The sequence below is a fragment of the Kribbella kalugense genome (assembly GCF_004365875.1).
Taxonomy (GTDB): Bacteria; Actinomycetota; Actinomycetes; order Propionibacteriales; family Kribbellaceae; genus Kribbella; species Kribbella kalugense.
Genome location: NZ_SODF01000001.1, coordinates 2543477 through 2562297, shown reverse-complemented (window position 1 = coordinate 2562297; position 18821 = coordinate 2543477). Strand labels below are relative to the sequence as shown.

Genomic DNA, 18821 nt, shown 5'->3' with positions numbered 1-18821 from the left:
CCCTGTTGTGTAGCTAGGTGATCAGTGCCTGGTGACGGCCCCGGTCTTGGGGTCGAGCAGCACCGGTCGGGTGTTCGGGCGCTGCCAGAAGTTGAACATCCCGGTCAGCGAACCTGCCTTGCTGTCGTACGACGCGTCGCCGATACCGCCGGTCTTCCAGTTGTCCTCGATGAACTTCAGGATCGAGGTCTGGTCGGTCTGCTTGTGGTCGACGTAGTTGGTCTTGCTGAACGGGCTGATCACCAGCATCGGCTGGCGCGGGCCGTAGCCGCACCGGTCGGCGTACCCGCCGGAGGCCGGCTTGCCGCCGCACAGGGCGGCCTGGTCGTTGGCGGCGTCCGTGGAGCCGTTACGCAGCGGCGGTGTCACGTGGTCGTACCAGCCGTCGGAGTCGTCGTACGCGACGACAACAGCGGTGGAGGCCCAGTCCTTGGACTTCTGCAGCTCGTTGATCGTCTTGACCAGGAACTGCTGCTCGTCGAGCGGGTCGGAGTAGCCGGCGTGGCCGTCCTGGTACTCGCCGGCCTTCAGGAAGCTCACCGACGGCAGGTTGCCCGCCTTCACGGTGGCGTCGAAGTCGGTCAGGTCGTACTGGTGGTTGGCCTGGTCGGTGTGGCCGATCTTGGCGACCGACGTCGGCGGCAGGTGCTTGGGGTTGCTGGTCGACTTGTAGTACTCGAACGGGTTGTGGTGCGGGCTGTAGTCGACCACCGCGGCGCCACCGACGTTCTGGTGCGTCGCGCCACAGACGGAGTACCCGTTGGCAGAACCGGTCGGCTTGAAGCCGCCCTGGAACCAGCCCCAGGTGGTGCCCTGCTTGTTCAGCAGGTCGCCGACGTTCTTACCGGTCATCACGCCGAGCGCGTTCTTCGACGTGTGGTTGTTGTCGGCGCAGTCGTCGAAGGCCGGGTCCGGGTCGTTGATGACCGTGCCGACGCCGTTGGCGTCCGGCGACGCGACCGTGTACGCGTCGGTGACCTTCTGGCCGGTCACCGAGTCGACGGCGTACACGCCGTGAGTCTGGCCGGAGACCAGGTTGAGGGCACCGGGAGTCGACGGGCCGAAGTTGCTGCTGTACGAGTTGTCGTTCATCGCGTAGTGCTGGGCGTAGTTCCACAGCCCGGTCACGGTGTTGCCGTCGTAGTAGTCCATCACCAGGCCGGGCGCGCCGTACAGGATCGGCTGGCCGGTGCACTTGTCAGTCTCGGTGAACTCGACGAACTTGTCGGCCTTGCCGCCGTTGTACGCCTTCTGCTCCGCGCCGTACCCGTGGTTCTGGTCGCAGGTCATCGCCTGCTCGTGGGTCAGCCGGCTCGGGTCGTACTGGTTCGGGTTGTTCGTCAGCAGCGACTTCGTCAGGCCGTTGACCCGCGGCGTGTTGTGCGCGGCGGTGAACTTCGTGCCGTCGGTGTTGGCGGCCTTCGGGTAGGTGCCGAAGTAGTGGTCGAACGAGATGTTCTCGTCGAAGATGACCACCAGGTGCTTGATCGGTGTGGCCGTGGTCACCGGCTTGGGGTGGTGATCCCCGCCGGGGTTCCCGCCGCCGGGGTGCCACCATCCGGCATCGGCAGCCATGGCCGGCCCGGCGGCGGCGATCAGCGCGAGCGCGCCGACCCCCGCGACGCCGGCAACCGCCGCGGCGCGGGTTCGTTTACTCCAGGTACGTGGCTTGAGGACCACAGTTGTCTCCTTGCGCATCAGACACACAGTTGATGAACACCCGCCAGGCCACTGGTTTCATGCCAGCAGCCCGCGGCCGAGGTAGTCGCCGGCGTCTTGTACGCCGGGCAGAATCAGGAAGTAGCCGCCGCCCACCGGCTGGATGTAGTCGACCAGAGGCTCGTCGGCCAACCGCCGCTGCACCGTCTCGAACTGTCGCAGCAGATCCTGCTGGTAGCAGACGAAGATCAGGCCCATGTCGAGGTTGCCGACGTCGTCGACGCCGCGGTCGTAGTTGTACGGGCGGCGCAGAATACGACTCGCGTCGCTCTGCGGAGTCCGCGGGTTGGCCCGGCGGATGTGGCTGGTCAGCGGGATCGCCGAGCCGATCGGGTCGGCGGCGAAGTTCGGTACGTCGGTCTCCTGGTTGCCGTCGAGCGGAGCGCCGGTGTCGCGTCGGCGACCGAACATGTTCTCCTGCTCGTTGATGGAGACGCGGTCCCAGAACTCCACCAGCATCCGGATCCGGCGGACGACCTGGTAGCTGCCGCCGGCCGTCCAGGGCTGGTCGGTCTTGTCCTGCAGCCACACCATCTTGTCCATCAGGGCCGAGTCGTTGACGTCCAGGTTCGACGTACCGTCCTTGAAGCCCATCAGGTTGCGCGGCGTACCGGCCGGCCGGGGTGGCGAGCTGAAGCCCTCGTACCGCCACCGCACCTGCATCGCGCCGCGAGTGTGCCGGGCGAGGTCGCGCAGCGCGTGCAGCACCGTGTCCCGGTTGTCCGCGCACAGCTGCAGGCTCAGGTCGCCGTGCGACTCGGCCGGATCGAGGTGGTCGTTGGCGAACGTCACCATGCTGGTCAGCCCGGCCGGCTTGCGGGCCTTCAGCCCGTACCGGTCGTCGAACAGCGACGCCCCGACCCCGACGGTCACGGTCAGCCGGTCGGCGGGAACCGTTGGCCCGAGTACGCCGGAATCGGTCGGCGGCGCCGAGATGCCCGGATCAGGCGGGGTCCCGCCGGCCGTCAGGAACCGGGCTCGCTCGGTCAGCGTGTGGAACAGGTCGCTCAGTTCAGCGCGGTTCGCGGCGAGCACGTCGAACGAGACATGCACCGCGTGCGGAGGCGCCGGCGTCGTGATCCCAGCCTGATGTACGCCGTGGAACGGCACAGCCGGCTGGTCCGCAGGTGCTGCGGCCGCGGTTCCTCGCCCGTGCAGGGCAATGCCGGTCGCCGCGACCCCAGCCACTCCAGCACCCAACGCGCCGCGCAGGAACGCGCGCCGTGCGGTGCCGCCGGTCTCTTCGGGCTCGCTCACGAGGTCCTCCGTACGTCGCCGATCGCCGCGATCGGCGCGAGTACCTCGACCAATTGGCCGACCGACGCGTCGAGACGCTTGCGGGTCTGCGGATCGAGCGCGCTGGGCGCGATCCAGGTCCCGTCCGGTCGATGCGCGGTGGCCACGACGGCGCGAGTACGCGTGATCCACGTGCCTACCTGCGGCCAACCGACGTACCGCTTGCTCATCAGTGGTGTGAGGGCCTTCAGGACCGCCTGGGTGCCGTCGAGGTTCGCGCCGACGGTGGCGAGTCCGGTGCCGCTGCCTTGGTCGGCCTGGCCGGTCAGCTCGAACTGCAGGGCGTTCTCCATGATTTCGTGGGCGCGCAGCGGCAGATCGTTCGGATCGGTCCGCTCCTTCGGGAAGTCCGCGCGCAGGCCGGCGACGTCGGTGGCGAGCTGGCTGCCGACCGGCACCAGCGAGGCGGGCGACTGACCGTGCCACAGGCCGTACTCGATCCGCCGTAGCCCGGTGAAGTCGGCGTCCCGTACTCCACCGGGTAGCCCGTCCGGCATCCCGTCGATCTTGTCGGCGAAGTCGCCGAAGGTGTCGTACGCCGCGCCCAGTCGCTCGTACGCCAGGTGCGCCGTCAGCCACGCGGACCGGGACGCGGCTTGATCGCCGCCGCGCAGCGTCTGCACGAGCGCGGCGACGTTGGTGGCCAGAGTCCCGAGCCCGGTGGCGACATAGCCGTGGTACTGCGCCACCGCGCCGGTGAGGTCCTGGTTGGTGATGGGTAGGACGGCCGCCGCCGGTGGGGGAGGACCGTCGTTGATCTGGATCGTCGGCCCGGTCACCGCGTCGGTGTCCTCGGCCAGGCACCGGAACGCGTAGCTGGCCCGGCCGAGCGTCAGCTGCATCGGCCGGGTGGTGTTCGGGGCGAGCGCCTCGACCTCGGCGTACACACCGCCGGTAGCCGGGTCGATCAGGTCGACCTCGGTGGTCACCGTACCGACGTTGCTGACCTGGATGGTCTGCGCGCCGCTGTGCGGAGTCCTCCAGCCGGTGCCGCAGTTGCCCCGCGAGACGGTGACCGTCAGCGCCTCGGACTGCGAGTCATGACCCGCACACCCGGAGAGGACGAGCGCACAGGCGAGTGCGCAGGAAGGAAGCGCACCAGCGAGGCGCGAACGCACGGTCGGCGGCACGAGGACGACATTAAGCCCACTCGGCGGGATGCCTCAAACACCAATGGTCTCGTCGCCGAAAGTTAAACCGCGGGTAACCCGGGGTTGGGCGACACCTCAGGCGGCGGAGCGGTCCGCAGCCGGTCGGCGACGGAGCGTCGCGGTCAGGACGGCCGGAGTGTCGTAATCCATGTCCAGGCGGCCGACGTCGGTGCCCGGCGGGACGATCTTGTCGATCTGGTCGAGGACGTCGTCGTCCAGTACGACGCCCGCACCGGCCAGCGCGTCGTCGAGGTGCTCCATCGTCCGCGGCCCGATGATCGCCGAGGTCACGGCCGGGTGTGCGATCGCGAACGCCATCGCCAGGTGAGTCAGCTTGAGACCGGCCGCGTCGGCCACCGGGATCAGCTGCTCGACCACCTCGAGCCGCCGCTCATCGGTCATATGGCTGTACCTCGCCGTACGCCGCAACTCCGATGGCGCCCGCCCGGTCAGCTGCCCCTGCGCGAGTGGGCTCCAGACCAGCGCACCCAGCCCGTACTTCTGCACGACCGGGAGCACCTCCCGCTCGATCCCACGGTTCAGGATCGAGTACGGCGGTTGCTCGGTGCGGAACCGCTCGAAACCGCGCCGTTCGGCCACCCACTGGGCTTCGACGATCTCGCTGGCCGGGGTGGTCGACGAGCCGATCGCCCGGACCTTCCCGCTGCGGATCAGATCGGTCAGCGCCGACAGGGTCTCCTCGATGTCGGTGTCCGGGTCGGGACGGTGCATCTGGAAGACGTCGATGTAGTCGGTCTGCAGCCGGCGCAGCGAATCCTCGACCGCGGTGATGATCCAGCGCCGGGAGTTGCCGCGCTGGTTCGGGTCGTCGCCCATCGGCAGATGCGACTTGGTGGCGAGGACCACGTGTTCGCGGCGGCCCTTGAGCGCCTCTCCGACGATCACCTCGGACTCGCCGTGCGAGTAGATGTCCGCGGTGTCGACGAAGTTGATACCGGCGTCGAGTGCCTTGTGGATGATCCGGATCGACTCGGCCTGGTCGTCGTTGCCGACGGCACCGAACATCATTGCGCCGAGGGCATAGGGGCTGACCTTGATACCGGTCCGGCCGAGAGTGCGGTAGTGCATGTTCTTCCTCCTTGGGGTTGTCTCCACCTTGGCGGCGTTGACGGGCGGGGAGAAGGCCCACTTCATCCACGGACAGGTTGTCCCTGGATAGCCTTGAGCCGGTGGCGGATGATGGAACGTGTGATCGATCGTGACGGCCTGGCCGACTTCCTCCGCAGGCGACGGGAGTTGCTGCACCCGGCCGACGTGGGTCTGCCCGACGGTGCTCGCCGTCGTACACCTGGCCTGCGTCGCGAGGAGGTCGCCCAGCTCGCCGGCATGTCGACCGACTACTACTCGCGGCTCGAGCAGTCCCGCGGTGCGAACCCGTCCGAGCCGATTGTCGCCAGCCTGGCCCGAGCCCTCCGCTGCGACCTGGACGAGCGCGACCATCTCTACAACCTGGCCGGCATCGCGCCGCCGCTGCGCTGGGCCGGTCGTCACATCAGCCCCGGCCTGCTCGCGCTGGTCAGCCGTCTGACCGACATCCCGGTCATCATCGGCACAGATCTCGACGAGATCCTCTGGCAGAACGAACTCGCCGATGTCGTCATCGGCGGCGGCGCCGGTCGCAACCTGACCTGGCTCTGGTTCACCGATCCGGAGGTCCGGAAGATCTTCCCCGAGGAGGACTGGGACGTCCACTCCGCCTCCCACGTCGCCGATCTGCGTGCGACGTACTCCCGGCGGATGGGCGACCGCGACATCACCGAGCTGGTCGACGGGCTGACCGCCCGCAGCGAGGAGTTCCGGGCGTTGTGGGAGCTCCACGAGGTCGCCGTACGCCGGCTTCCGCGCAAGCGCTTCCTGAACGCCGAGGTCGGGGACCTCGACCTGACCTGCGAGACGCTGCTCACCCCGGCGGCCGACCTTCGGGTCCGGGCGTTCTTTCCGCTCGAGGGCACCGACGCCCGGGAAAAGCTCGACCTTCTCCGCGTGATCGGGACCCAGGCTTTCAGCTGACCGATTCCTTTGCTTCTCGACGCCGGTCTACCTGGTAAAACCGCCGAGAAGGAAGAGTTGAATCCGATGCGTGCTTTGCAGCAGACCTCGCTCGATGGTCCACCTGACCTGCGCCTCGTCACCGACGTACCGGTGCCGGTTCCTGGCCGAGGTGAGGTACTGATCCGGGTGGCTGCTGCCGGGATCAACTTCGTCGACATCTCGCGGTCCTACGGCACGTTTCTAGGCGGACCCCAGCCGCCGTACTTGGCCGGTTTCGAGGCTGCGGGTGAGATCGTCGCCGTCGGCAAGGACGTGACTGGCCTGGAGCTCGGGTCCCGGGTGATCGGCGTCGGAGAGGGCGCTTTCGCCGAATACATGGTGTTGCCGGCGGCCGCAGCGATGCCTTTGCCCGGGGGTTGGACCGAGCAGCAGGCCCTCGGCTTGGTCTTGAGCTGGCCGACCGCGTTGGCCGCAGTCAAGCTCCTGGGTGGTGTCGTCGCCGGGCAGACCGTGCTGATCCATGCGGCCGCGGGCGGCACCGGCCAGGCTGCGGTGAGGATCGCCAAGCACTACGGCGCAACGGTCATCGCGACCGCGTCTGCGGGCAAGCACGAGACCGTGCTGGCGCTGGGCGCCGACCACGTCCTCGATTCCCACCGGAGCGATTTAGCTGCCGAGGTACTGCGACTGACCGGCGGCGTGGACGTAGTACTGGAATCGGCCGGTGGCGCCACCTTCGAGGCCAGCCTGGCCGTCGCCAAGCGGGTCACCGGGCGCGTCATCGTCTACGGACTGGCCGGTGGCGAAGCGTCGATCACCAACTGGGACCTGGTCTACAAGCACCAGCTCCACCTGATCGGCCTCAACCTCGGCGCCTTGATCCAGGCGCAACTCTTCGGTGAACTCATGACCGAACTGTTCGCACTCATCGCGGCCGGCGTACTCCCACCTGGTCGACCCACCGCCTACGATCTGGCCGACGGCCCGAAAGTACTCGCGGAACTCGAAGCCCGAGCCACCATCGGCAAACTCGCCCTGCTGCCCTGAGGAAGACGGTCTATGACGCAGGATCGGTTCGCAGCCGAGGCCGAGCAGTTTCGGCGGGAGTTGCTGGCGCACTGCTACCGGATGGTTGGTTCGGCACACGACGCCGAGGACCTGGTGCAGGAGACCTATCTCCGGGCCTGGCGTTCGTACGGCGGATTCGAAGGCCGCGCGTCGATCAGGTCCTGGCTCTACAAGATCGCCACCAACGTCTGCCTCACGGCGCTCGAGCCGCGCCGGATCCGGGTCCTGCCGTCAGGACTGGGCGGCCCGTCCGATCGCGAGCCGCGTCCGGATGCGACAGTCTCGTGGTTGGAACCGTTGCCCGATGCATGGATCGCCGCGTCCAGCGGTGATCCCGCAGCGGTCGTGGTCGCCCGCGAATCGGTCCGGCTGGCGCTGGTCGCGAGCTTGCAGCACCTGCCCGCCCGTCAGCGCGCGATCCTGATCCTGCGCGAGGTCCTGGCGTTCTCCGCGGCCGAGACCGCCCAAATCCTCGACACCACCACAGCAGCGGTGAAGAGCGGCCTCCAACGTGCCCGCGCTCGGATGGACGAGCTCGACCTGGAGCCCGCGGAACTGCTCGAACCAGCCGATGGGCGAGCCCGGGCGTTGCTGGACGGGTACATCGCCGCGTTCGAGCGCTCCGATGCGAGCCTGCTGGAACAGGTACTGCGAACGGACGCGACCCTGGAAGCAACGCCGTTCCGCGAATGGCAAGCAGGTCGGGCGATGTGCATGCACATGCTCGACACCTACGTACTCGGTACGCCGGGGGACTGGCGCATGATCCCAACCACAGCCAACGGTCAACCTGCAGCCGTGATCTACCAACGAGACCCGGACGGCATCCTCCGGGCCAGCGGAGTCGTCGTACTCACAGCCACGGCGGCCGGCGTGACCCGGGTCGTCGCCTTCCACCACGAACCCAACCTGGTAACGCTTTTCGGCTTCCCGGACGTCTTCAGCGGGCGCGAAGTCCGTCAATGAGGAGGGCGAGCAGGCGCTCCGTCTGCTCGCGCTGCTGGTCCGGGGCAGCAGCGATCACCGCCCCGGCCATCGCCGCGACGACGTCGTCCGGGGGTACGTCGGACCGCAAGACGCCCGTACCCAGGAACTGCGCGACGGCCGCGGCGAGTCGTGCTCGGGTCTCCGCCTGCGTGACGGCGCCTGAAGCAATCAACAGGCGCAGATCGGCGCCCATCGCCCGCTTGGAGTCGACGAAGTCGAGATAGCGATACATCCAGCTGAGCAGCGCCTCGTCGGCGGGTGCGCCGGCCGCCATCCCGGGCGCGGCGTCGCACAGCCGGGTGAGTTCCTGCCGGTAGACCGCGTCGAGCAGCGCCTCCCGGGTCGGGAAATGCCGGTAGAGCGTCGCGATGCCGACCCGAGCCCGGACCGCGACCCGGTCGAGGGACAGGTGCACCGGCTCACCCTTGCGCGCGGCAATGGCGAGATCGGCGAGCTCGTCACCGGCCGCCGCCACCACCTGCTCGCGCTTGCGCGCAGCATCTGCCCGCATAAGTGGAGAAACCTCCAGTTAGTGCTATCGTCGTTTATGGAAGTGGAGAAACCTCCACTTCCATCGACTCTACCTGAGGACACAGCTGATGACCTCCCAACGCCCCGGCGGCACCGTCAAGCTCGGACCGTACGAGATCGCCCGGATCGGGTACGGCGCGATGCAACTCGAACACGTCGACACCGCGGCGGCCGGCGCGGTCCTGCACCGAGCCGTCGAGCTCGGCGTCAACCACCTCGACACCGCCTCGTTCTACGGCCACACCACCGTCAACCAACACATCCGCGCCGCCCTGCACCCGTACGCCGACGACCTCGTCATCGTCAGCAAGGTCGGCGCGATCCGGGTCGACGCACCGGTGCCCCTCGCCCTGGCCCAGCACCCGGAGCAACTGCGAGAGCAGGTCCATCTCGACCTCACGTCACTCGGCCTCGACCAGGTGCCGGTGGTCAACCTGCGCCGCGCGGACCACGGCCCCGGTCTGATCGCCGAAGGCGACCAGCTCGTCCCGCTCGACGACCAGTTGGCCGAACTGATTGCCCTGCGCAACGAAGGGCTGATCGGCGCGATCGGCCTCAGCAACATCAGCACCGAGCAGCTGAAGCAAGCCCTCCCGGCCGGCATCGTCTGCGTCCAGAACGCCTACAGCCTCCTCGACCGCTCCTCCGAAGAACAGCTCCAGCTCTGCGCGACCAACAACATCGCCTGGATCCCGTACTTCCCTCTCGGCTCAGCCTTCGACCAAATCCCATCCCCAACCGAGCACCCCGTCGTACAAAACCTCGCCACCCGGCTCGGCGTAACCCCGGCCGCCGTCTGCCTGGCCTGGATCCTTGCCCACGACAACCACACCGCCCTGATCCCCGGCACCCGCAGCATCCCCCACCTCGAGGACAACGTCCGCACCGCGGACGTCGAGCTCGACGAGGAAGCCCTCGCCGAGCTCGACGCCCTGGTCAGTGCTTGAGCTGGATGCTCTGGGTGTAGATGTCCTGGTTCGGGGTGTTCACGCCGGGCCGGCCGCGGAAGTCGGTCCAGCACGGGTGGATGCGGAGGTCGTTGCCGACGGCCACTGCTGCGTAGTCGCCGATGAACACGCCCTGGACCTCACTCCCGTCCGGGTTGACGGCGAGGAACTGGACCTGCGGATTCTCCGAGACCGTGGTGATCCGCTGGGTCGCGGCTCGGCTGAGCGACTGGGTACCGGAACCGGCCCAGTAGGCGAAGTCGAGGTTGATCCCATTGCGGTCGTAGTGCCTTGTGTACGACGCGATCGCGACCTTGCCGTCGCGCGCCGCGACCGCGCTGAAGAACTCGTCCTGTGGAGTGCCGATGACCAGCGGGCGGGACCAGCTCTTGCCGTTGCCCGACGCGGACACCACGTTGTCGCCGTTGGTCCGAACGGACGCGCCGGTGGTCGCGTCGTACAGACCGTTGCGGTCGTCTGACCAAACCACGGTCAGCTTCCCGTTGCCGCGGTCGTAGGCCAGTTGCGGGAAGCTGTTCAGCCGGAAGTTCTCTGCGGTCAGCGTGTCTGGGAAGTCGTAGTTGGTGTCGACGATCGCGTGCCGGAACGTCCGGCCATGGTCGGTCGAGGTCGCCACCACCGTGGCGTCCCGATCGCCCGCGGCGTCACATGCGGCAGTCGCGCAGACCGACGCCTCGTAGGCGACGTACAGCTTGCCGTCGTTGCCGACCTGCGGATTCGAGCCCTGGTCGTACGGCGTGATGCCGCCGGCGAACCCGGTCAGCGAGGGCGGGATCCGGACCGGTGTCGCGAAGTGCGAGCCGAAGTCGACGCTGGCCGACTCCATGATCGGCGACTCGAGATAGTTGTCGTCGTTGTCGTAGGTGAACTTGGTCCAGGTCACGTACACCCGGCCGTTGGACGGATCCGCGGCGAACCACGGCTTGTCATTGAAGATGTGGGTCACCGCCGGCGTGCCGTCCGCGTTGACGCCATTCATCGCGACGACGTGCGGACCGCCCCAGTGCAAGCCGCCGTCGTGGGACACGTTGACGACGATCCCGGTCGCGTCCTGGCCACCGAGCGGTGCGGAGCGGCTGAAGACCAGGCTGGCGAAGTACACCGTGTTGCCAGGTCCGAACGCGACGACGGGGTCACCGGACCCGTCGAACCAGCTGAACGCGCCGGTCCCGCCCGCGGTGATGGTCAGGCCGGGGATCGCGACGTTCCTCCAGCTGTGTCCGCCGTCGAACGACGTGTACGCGAAGCTGGCGCTGTCGTTGCGGTTCTCCCGGGCGTTGAACAGTCGGTAGTCGTTCGCACCGGCGACGATGTTGCGCGGATTCCGCGGGTTGACCGCGATCGTGGTCTCGTTCTGGGCCGCGCTGCACCCGGCCTGCGAACCCACCGGGACCACGGTGTCACCGACGATCTGATCGACGTTCGGCGCCGGGTTTCCGTACGGGTTCGGATGGCCGAGGTAGGACTGGCAGAGCGCGGACTGGGCCGGGTCGTCCGAGTCCGATTCCTCTTCCTCGGCGAGCGCTTCCTTGAGCAGCGGGTTGTGGACGGCAACGGCTGCGGCGCTCGGCGCCGCGGTAGCAGGCATGGCGACCAGGGCAAGCGATCCGACCAGCCCGATCACGCCGAGAATGGCGGACCGGCGCATGTTTGACGGCCTCACTGTGTTCCCCCTTCACACTTCCCCCCGAGGGATGACAAGCGCATTCTGCGCCTCACCCAGAGGTGGGTCCAGGGCATAGCGAAAGCCCTGTCCGGACCGGCCGGACAGGGCTTCTCAGCTACGTCTCAGTTAACTCAGACGTCGTAGTACAGCTCGAACTCGTGCGGGTGCGGGCGGAGCTGGATCGGGGCGATTTCCTGCTCGCGCTTGAGGTCGATCCAGGTCTCGATCAGGTCGGAGGTGAAGACGTCGCCCTCGAGCAGGAACGCGTGGTCGGCCTCGAGCGAGTCGATCACGGCCGGCAGCGAGGTGGGGACCTGGGCGATGCCCTTGTGCTCCTCCGGCGGCAGCTCGTAGAGGTCCTTGTCGACCGGGTCGGCCGGCTCGATCTTGTTCCGGATGCCGTCCAGGCCGGCCAGCAGCTGGGCCGAGAAGGCCAGGTACGGGTTCGCCGACGGGTCGGGGCAGCGGAACTCGATCCGCTTCGCCTTCGGGTTCGACCCGGTGATCGGGATCCGGATGCAGGCCGAGCGGTTGCGCTGCGAGTAGACCAGGTTGACCGGCGCCTCGAAGCCCGGCACCAGGCGGTGGTAGGAGTTCACCGTCGGGTTGGTGAAGGCCAGCAGCGACGGGGCGTGCTTGAGCAGGCCGCCGATGTACCAGCGGGCGATGTCCGACAGGCCGCCGTACCCGGACTCGTCGTAGAACAGCGCGTCGCCGTTGGAGAACAGCGACTGGTGGACGTGCATACCGGAACCGTTGTCACCGAAGATCGGCTTCGGCATGAAGGTCGCCGTCTTGCCGGCCGCCCAGGCGGTGTTCTTGACGATGTACTTGAACTTCATCAGGTTGTCCGCGGTCTTCAGCAGCTCGTCGAAGCGGAAGTTGATCTCCGCCTGACCCGCCGTACCGACCTCGTGGTGCGCGCGCTCGACGACCAGGCCGGCCTTCTCCAGGGCCAGCGTGATGTCGTCACGCAGCTCGCCGAAGTGGTCGGTCGGCGCGACCGGGAAGTAGCCGCCCTTGTAGCGGACCTTGTAGCCCCGGTTGCCGCCGTCCTCGACCCGGCCGGTGTTCCAGGCGCCGGCGACCGAGTCGATCGCGTAGTACCCGGTGTTGGCCTTGGTCTCGAACCGGACGTCGTCGAAGACGTAGAACTCGGCCTCGGGCGCGAAGAACGCGGTGTCCGCGATGCCGGTCGACTTCAGGTACTCCTGCGCCTTGCGGGCGATGTTGCGCGGGTCACGCGAGTACGCCTCGCCGGTGAGCGGGTCGTGCACGAAGAAGTTGATCGCCAGCGTCTTCGTCCCGCGGAACGTGTCGAGGAAGGCGGTGGTCGGGTCGGGCAGCAGCTTCATGTCGGACTCGTGGATCTGCTGGAACCCGCGCACCGACGAACCGTCGAACATCAGGCCCTCTTCGAAGACCTCGGGCCCGAACGACGACACCGGGACGGTGAAGTGCTGCATGATGCCCGGCAGGTCGGAGAACCGGACATCGATGATCTCGATGCCCTCGTCCTTGACGTAGGCGAGCAGCTCCTCAGCGCTGGAAAACATACGTACTCCTAGGGTGGCTCAGAGATTGCATCCGAACGTAGGGCCCGCCGGTTTCTCCGTCGTGACCCTGATGTTTCGCGGATGTTACGCCCAGCGTGTCCGCGCTGACCCACTGGTGTACGGCGGCTACGCCCTGAGATATCCGAGTCCGCGTGGAGCCGGCTCGGGGCACGTCCGTAGGCTAGCCATCATGGCATCGTCGGCGCAGCCGGGCACAGGACCCACCGAAGAATTCCGTTATCCGGGTAACCGGCTGGGTCTGCCCGAGGACGGCCCGGGTTCGGTGGCGGGCTGGGGTCGCCGCCTGCTCGCGCTGCTGCTGGACTGGCTGATCGCCGGCCTGATCGCGTCCGTCGTGGTCGGCAAGCCGATGTGGGCGGGAGGCAACGACTACAACTCGTCGCACCTGGCGATCTTCTTCGTGATGACCGCGATCCTGACTGGTCTGGCAGGCGGGACGATCGGCCACCGGATCTGCGGTCTGCGGGTGATGAACCTGAAGAGCAAGGACGCGAAGCAGGTCGGGTTGCTCGGGGGACTGCTGCGGTCGCTGCTGATCTGCCTGCTCATCCCGGCCGTCGTCTTCGACCGCGACCGCCGCGGCCTCCACGACCTCGCCGTCAAGACAGTCGTCGTTCGGCGCTAATACCGCCGAGTCAGCCGCAGCTGTACGTCGTCCAGGTACCCGGTCCGGAAGCCGGCCTCGGAGTACGCCAGGTAGAACTCCCACATCCGCCGGAACGTGTCGTCGAAGCCGAGCCCGGCGATGGCCGGCCAGCGTTCGATGAAGCGGTTCCGCCAGACCCGCAGCGTCCGCGCGTAGTCTCCGCCGAGATGCCGGACGACCTCGGCTCGCAGGCCGGTGTGCTGCGCGGTGACGTCGTCGATCACCTTGACCGACGGGATCAGGCCGCCCGGGAAGATGTACTTCTGCACCCAGGTGAAGGTGTTCCGGGTCGCCAGCATCCGCTCGTGCGGCATCACGATCGCCTGCACCACGCCGACCCCACCAGGCGCGAGCCGCCGCTCGATCGCCTCGAAGTACACCGGCCAGTACTTCTCGCCGACCGCCTCGATCATCTCCACACTCAGTACGGCGTCGAACTCGCCGATCTGATCGCGGTAGTCGCGTAGCGCGACCTGCACCCGATCACCGACGCCGGCGTCCGCGATCCTGCGCTGCGCCAGCAACGCCTGCTGCGAGGCGATCGTGATCGCGGTCACCCACGCGCCCCGCTGGGCCGCGCGGATCGCGAGGCTGGCCCAACCGCAGCCGATGTCGAGCACCCGCGACCCGGACCGGACCCCGGCCGCGTCGAGGATCGCGTCGAGCTTGCGCATCTGGGCATCCGTCAGTTCGTCGTACGACGCAGTGGCAAGATCGGCCGTCGGATCGCCGCCGAAGTACGCCGCCGAGTACGTCAGACTCGGATCGAGGAACTCCGAGAACATCGCGTTGCTCAGGTCGTAGTGCCGGCTGACGTTCTCCCGGGCGCCGGCCCGGTCGTTCTCCTGCTCGCCGGGCTGCGAACGGGTGACCAGCCAGCGCAGCGACTGCGCCCACTTCGGCAGCAGGTGCCGGGTCTCCTCGTTGCTGAACCGTTCGGCGAACGGGACGAGCAGATCGGCCAGATCGGTGCCCGGCTCCGGATCCCAGTCGCCGGCCAGATAGGCCTCGCCGAACCCTGACCCGGCGTCGTGCCCGAGCCGGTCGAGGAACGCCGCCGTACGGTGCACGCGCATCGCCGGTCCGCCCAGGCCGTACGAGCGGTTGCTGTCCAAGTGGATCGTGGCCGGCAGGTCCTTGGCGATCAGCCGGATCGCCGTGGCCGCGCCGTACCGGCGGACCGGATTCGAGCGCGGCCGGGCCAGCGTCGGCCAGGTCTCGGTCACCGGCTGGTGCACCGGATCCTGCACTGGCGGCATCAGATCCGTCATCTACACCCCTGTATCGATCCGTCCTGGTCGCACCTTACGGCGAACCAGCCTCCCCACAGCGCGACACACGTCATGAACAGACCAACTGGCTGGGCAGGCGCCGGGTTACCGGCATCTCACCCAGAGTCCGCTCAGCGGCCTTTCATGGCCTGTCGAGCGCCCTTCATGCTGCTCGGGACCGGGCCCTTCGGCATCGGCACCTGCGGCCGGACGGCGTCGAGCGCCTTCAGCCGCTGCAGCAGGTCGGTGATCTCCGAGGGCTGCATCACGGCCGGCAGCTTCATCACGTACTTGGTCAGCTTGCGGATGTCGATCTCGTCCTCGCCCTGACCGGCGATGATCTGCGTCACCGGCGCGCCACCGGCCACCCGATTGTGCTTCTTGGCCTCGGCCGTCAGCAGGTTCTTCACCCGGCTCGCCTGACCCTCGCCGACCAGGATGATCCCGGGCCGGCCGACCACGCGGTGGACGATGTCGGCGTTCTTGGTGACCGCGACCGCGGGCGTCACGTTCCAGCCCCGGCGGAGCGTCTGCAGCGCGGACGCGGCCGCACCGGCCTGGCCCTCGATCTGGCTGTACGCCGCCTTCTCGACCTTCCGGCCGAACACCAGCGTCGCGGCCAGGAATCCGAGCGCGACCCCGAGCGGGATCCAGATCAGCTTCGGCCCGACGAAGAACCCGAGCGCGACGAACACGGCGACGATGCCGAGGAAGATCCCGGCGAGCACCAGACCGACCGTCGGGTCGGACTTCCTGGTCAGCTGGTAGGCCGACACGATCTGCTTGAGCCGGCTGGTCTTCTCTTCGGGTTCGTCGTTCTTGGCCATCTCTACCCTGTCTGTTACTTGGTGGCGTTCATACGTGACTCAACGGCCTGACGGTACAGACGCCCGGCTCGGTACGAGGACCGTACCAGCGGACCCGACATCACTCCGGCGAAACCGATCTCGGTCGCCTCGGCGTCCATCTCGACGAACTCCTCGGGCTTGACCCAGCGCTCGACCGGGTGGTGCCGCACCGAGGGGCGCAGGTACTGCGTGATCGTGATGATCTCGCAGCCCGCGGCGTGCAGGTCCTTCAGCGCCTGGCTGACCTCGTCGCGGGTCTCGCCCATGCCGAGGATCAGGTTCGACTTGGTGACCAGACCGTAGTCGCGGGCCTGGGTGATGACGTCCAGCGAACGCTCGTACCGGAAGCCGGGCCGGATCCGGCGGAAGATCCGCGGCACGGTCTCGACGTTGTGAGCGAACACCTCCGGCCGGGACGAGAACACCTCGGCCAGCTGCTCGGGTACGGCATTGAAGTCCGGCGCGAGCATCTCCACCCCGGTGCCCGGGTTGAGCTCGTGGATCTGCCGGATGGTCTCGGCGTACAGCCAGGCGCCACCGTCGTCCAGGTCGTCGCGGGCGACGCCGGTCACGGTCGCGTACCGCAGGCCCATGGTGCGGACCGACTCGGCCACGCGGCGGGGCTCGTCGCGGTCCAGCGCCTCCGGCTTGCCGGTGTCGATCTGGCAGAAATCGCAGCGCCGGGTGCATTGGTCGCCACCGATGAGGAAGGTGGCCTCGCGATCCTCCCAGCACTCGAAGATGTTCGGGCAGCCGGCTTCCTGGCACACCGTGTGCAGTCCTTCGGACTTCACCAGCTTCTGCAGTGCCTGGTACTCCGGGCCCATCTTGGCGCGGGTCTTGATCCACTCGGGTTTGCGCTCGATCGGGGTCTCCGCGTTGCGCACCTCGAGCCTGAGTAGTTTCCGTCCTTCTGGGGCGATCGTCACGCCCCTAAGAGTACGCGGCGACTGACAGGGGTGATCAGGCCCTAGGCTGATGAGCTATGTCCACGCTTGAGCTCGGTACGACGTCTTCGGGCGCTGAACCGGGGACACCGCCTGCCACCGGGACCACGGTCCGCGGCTGGGTGCGACCCGGTCCGACTGCGCGGGAGCGACGTACCGACGTGTTGCTGGGGCTCGGGATGGCGGTTGCCGCGGTGCTCGGGACCGAGCTGGCCCGCGGCTCCGCGACGATGCCGGTGCACCTCGGGATCGGCGGGGTCGAGGCCTATGTGCTGAGTGCGGCGGTCGCCCTGCCGCTGGCCTTCCGCCGCCGGTACCCGATCCCGGTCCTGCTCGCGGTCGCGGTGCTGTTCGTGGTCAACGGCGAGCGGGTCACGTTCGCCTTCGCCGGCAACCTGGTCACCCAGATGACCATGTTCATGGCCATCTACGCGGCGGTTGCCTGGGCGCGGGACCGGCGGCTGATGAAGGCTTCGGTGGCTCTCGTCTTCGTGGCCATGTTCGGCTGGCTGACGATCAACTTCGTCAGGGCGCTGCGCGCCAACTCGATCGAGGGGCCGAACCACGCGCTGTTCTCGCCGTACGTCTCCAGCGTCGTCCTGACCGTGGCGCTGAATGCCCTCTACTTCTTCGGCGCCTATTTCTGGGGCCGGACAGCGTGGGGGATCGCGCGGCAGCGGCACGAGCTGGAGCAACAGGCCACCGAGCTCGCCGCCCAGCAGGAGGCCAACGCCCGCCGCGCGGTGATCGACGAGCGGCTGCGGATCTCGCGGGAGTTGCACGACGTCGTTGCCCACCACATCAGCAGCATCGGCGTCCAGGCGGGTGGCGCTCGGCGGGTGATGGACACCGATCCGGAGGCCGCCAAGAACGCGCTGAACGTGATCGAGGACTCCAGCCGGAGCGCCGTGAACGAGATGCGACAGCTGCTCGGCATGCTCCGGGCGGCGGACCCCGATCTCGACGTCAGTGGGCCGGATCCGAAGGCGCCGCAGGCGGGTGCCGACCGGCTGCCGGCGCTCATCGCGGAGGTGAACGGCCAGGGCCTGGAGGTCGGCTTTCACCAGATCGGCCCGCCGGCCGAGCTGCCGAAGACCGTCTCCGTGTCGGTGTACCGGATCGCCCAGGAGGCGCTCGCGAACGTCCGGAAGCACTCGACGGCCCGCAGTGCGCACCTCACGTTGCGTTATCTCGGCGAGGCGATCGAGCTCGAGGTGCTCGACGACGGCCGGCCGAAGCACGCGCCAGTGGGCAGCCGGCTCGGCCATGTCGGGATCCGCGAACGGGTCGGCCTGCTCGGCGGCGAGAGCGAGATCGGCCCGCGGCCCGTGGGAGGATTCCGGGTCCGGGTCCGGATTCCCCTGGATCACCCGATGTCTGGAGGGACCGATGGCTGACCCGATGCGGGTGCTGCTGGTAGACGACCAGGACCTGGTCCGGGCCGGCTTCCGGATGATCCTGTCGGTCGAGCCGGACATCGAGGTCGTCGGTGAGGCGTCCGACGGCGAGAAGGCGATCGAGCTGGCGCTGGCGTTGCGGCCGGACGTCGTACTGATGGACGTCCAGATGCCCGGGATGGACGGGATCTCCGCGACCCAGCGGATCGTCGCGGAGGACGCGGGCAAGGTCGTGATCCTGACCACATTCGACCGGGACGACTATCTGTTCGAGTCGCTCGGCGCCGGGGCGAGCGGGTTCCTGCTGAAGAACACCGCGCCGGAGGACCTGGTCGAGGCGATCCAGATCGTGCACTCCGGGCATGCGCTGCTTGCGCCGGAGGTGACTCGGCGGGTGATCAAGCGGTTCGCCGGTGGCGGCGAGCGCGTGTACCGGCCGGACCTGCTGGAGGACCTGACCGAGCGCGAGCGGGAGGTCCTCGGCCTGATCGCGCGTGGCCTGACCAACACCGAGATCGCGAACCAGCTCTTCGTCGGCGAGGCAACTGTGAAGACCCACGTCTCCCGGGTGCTTTTGAAGTTGGGCCTTCGCGACCGTGTCCAGGCGGTCGTCTTCGCTTATGAATGTGGTCTAGTCACGCCCGGTGATGACGCATCGTCCTGATCTGTCCGCCTGGCGAATGACCCCAGTGATCACCCCTGCGGGCGACGTGCGGGCAGGTGTGCGCTGACTAGC

General features: G+C 68.0%; 17 protein-coding genes. 7 read left to right on the top strand and 10 right to left on the bottom strand.

Translation table 11 applies throughout. The features are described 5' to 3' along the window. Positions 1-21 precede the first annotated feature (21 nt). From EV650_RS12010 to EV650_RS11995, 4 genes are all read right to left on the bottom strand, one after another. On the bottom strand, positions 22-1698 hold the full coding sequence (locus EV650_RS12010; protein ID WP_134118286.1) for a phospholipase C: 1677 nt from the start codon (positions 1696-1698) through the stop codon (positions 22-24). Between the two features lie 39 nt (positions 1699-1737). Next, positions 1738-2976, bottom strand: coding sequence for an iron uptake transporter deferrochelatase/peroxidase subunit (efeB, locus tag EV650_RS12005; RefSeq protein ID WP_134118284.1), 1239 nt, complete (start codon positions 2974-2976; stop codon positions 1738-1740). Then, on the bottom strand, positions 2973-4145 hold the full coding sequence (locus EV650_RS12000) for an EfeM/EfeO family lipoprotein (protein ID WP_202874471.1): 1173 nt from the start codon (positions 4143-4145) through the stop codon (positions 2973-2975). The genes efeB and EV650_RS12000 overlap by 4 nt, the downstream gene beginning before the upstream one ends. A gap of 96 nt (positions 4146-4241) precedes the next feature. Further along, positions 4242-5255, bottom strand: coding sequence for an aldo/keto reductase (locus EV650_RS11995; RefSeq protein WP_134118282.1), 1014 nt, complete (start codon positions 5253-5255; stop codon positions 4242-4244). A 120-nt stretch (positions 5256-5375) separates the two neighbouring features. Here EV650_RS11995 and EV650_RS11990 point away from each other — a divergent pair, with 120 nt between their 5' ends. The 3 genes from EV650_RS11990 (at position 5376) to EV650_RS11980 (ending at position 8213) form a co-directional block, all read left to right on the top strand. Then, positions 5376-6197, top strand: a complete 822-nt coding sequence (locus EV650_RS11990) for a helix-turn-helix transcriptional regulator (protein ID WP_134118279.1) — start codon at positions 5376-5378, stop codon at positions 6195-6197. Between the two features lie 66 nt (positions 6198-6263). After that, positions 6264-7226 (top strand): zinc-binding dehydrogenase, encoded by a 963-nt coding sequence (locus EV650_RS11985; RefSeq protein ID WP_134118277.1) that lies wholly within the window; start codon positions 6264-6266, stop codon positions 7224-7226. 12 nt (positions 7227-7238) lie between these two features. Continuing rightward, positions 7239-8213 (top strand): RNA polymerase subunit sigma-70, encoded by a 975-nt coding sequence (locus tag EV650_RS11980; protein WP_134118274.1) that lies wholly within the window; start codon positions 7239-7241, stop codon positions 8211-8213. On the opposite strand, the gene EV650_RS11975 is transcribed toward EV650_RS11980, so the two are convergent. Further along, a complete protein-coding gene (locus tag EV650_RS11975) occupies positions 8188-8745 on the bottom strand; it encodes a TetR/AcrR family transcriptional regulator (RefSeq protein WP_134118271.1) in 558 nt (185 codons plus the stop codon). The genes EV650_RS11980 and EV650_RS11975 overlap by 26 nt on opposite strands. A gap of 88 nt (positions 8746-8833) precedes the next feature. On the opposite strand from EV650_RS11975, the gene EV650_RS11970 reads away from it, so the two are divergent. Continuing rightward, positions 8834-9712 (top strand): aldo/keto reductase, encoded by an 879-nt coding sequence (locus tag EV650_RS11970; protein ID WP_134118269.1) that lies wholly within the window; start codon positions 8834-8836, stop codon positions 9710-9712. Here EV650_RS11970 and EV650_RS11965 read toward each other — a convergent pair. Both EV650_RS11965 and glnA read right to left on the bottom strand, forming a co-directional pair. Continuing rightward, complete coding sequence (locus tag EV650_RS11965) at positions 9702-11381, bottom strand: sialidase family protein (RefSeq protein ID WP_134118267.1); 1680 nt, start codon at positions 11379-11381, stop codon at positions 9702-9704. The genes EV650_RS11970 and EV650_RS11965 overlap by 11 nt on opposite strands. A gap of 149 nt (positions 11382-11530) precedes the next feature. Then, positions 11531-12955, bottom strand: coding sequence for a type I glutamate--ammonia ligase (gene glnA, locus EV650_RS11960; RefSeq protein WP_134118265.1), 1425 nt, complete (start codon positions 12953-12955; stop codon positions 11531-11533). Positions 12956-13145: 190 nt separating this feature from the next. Here glnA and EV650_RS11955 point away from each other — a divergent pair, with 190 nt between their 5' ends. Then, a complete protein-coding gene (locus tag EV650_RS11955; protein ID WP_134118263.1) occupies positions 13146-13601 on the top strand; it encodes an RDD family protein in 456 nt (151 codons plus the stop codon). Here the strand turns inward: EV650_RS11955 and EV650_RS11950 are convergent. The 3 genes from EV650_RS11950 to lipA all read right to left on the bottom strand — a co-directional run bounded on the left by EV650_RS11950 (position 13598) and on the right by lipA (position 16670). Continuing rightward, complete coding sequence (locus EV650_RS11950; RefSeq protein ID WP_134118261.1) at positions 13598-14893, bottom strand: SAM-dependent methyltransferase; 1296 nt, start codon at positions 14891-14893, stop codon at positions 13598-13600. The genes EV650_RS11955 and EV650_RS11950 overlap by 4 nt on opposite strands. 131 nt (positions 14894-15024) lie before the next feature. Further along, positions 15025-15720 carry a DUF4191 domain-containing protein gene (locus EV650_RS11945; protein ID WP_134118259.1) on the bottom strand — a complete coding sequence of 232 codons (696 nt, stop codon included), beginning with the start codon at positions 15718-15720 and terminating at the stop codon, positions 15025-15027. A 14-nt stretch (positions 15721-15734) separates the two neighbouring features. Beyond that, positions 15735-16670, bottom strand: a complete 936-nt coding sequence (gene lipA / locus EV650_RS11940; protein ID WP_134118257.1) for a lipoyl synthase — start codon at positions 16668-16670, stop codon at positions 15735-15737. 56 nt (positions 16671-16726) lie between these two features. On the opposite strand from lipA, the gene EV650_RS11935 reads away from it, so the two are divergent. Continuing rightward, positions 16727-18085 carry a sensor histidine kinase gene (locus EV650_RS11935; protein ID WP_134118254.1) on the top strand — a complete coding sequence of 453 codons (1359 nt, stop codon included), beginning with the start codon at positions 16727-16729 and terminating at the stop codon, positions 18083-18085. Then, positions 18078-18749 (top strand): response regulator, encoded by a 672-nt coding sequence (locus tag EV650_RS11930; protein WP_134118252.1) that lies wholly within the window; start codon positions 18078-18080, stop codon positions 18747-18749. The genes EV650_RS11935 and EV650_RS11930 overlap by 8 nt, the downstream gene beginning before the upstream one ends. The last annotated feature ends 72 nt before the right edge of the window (positions 18750-18821 follow it).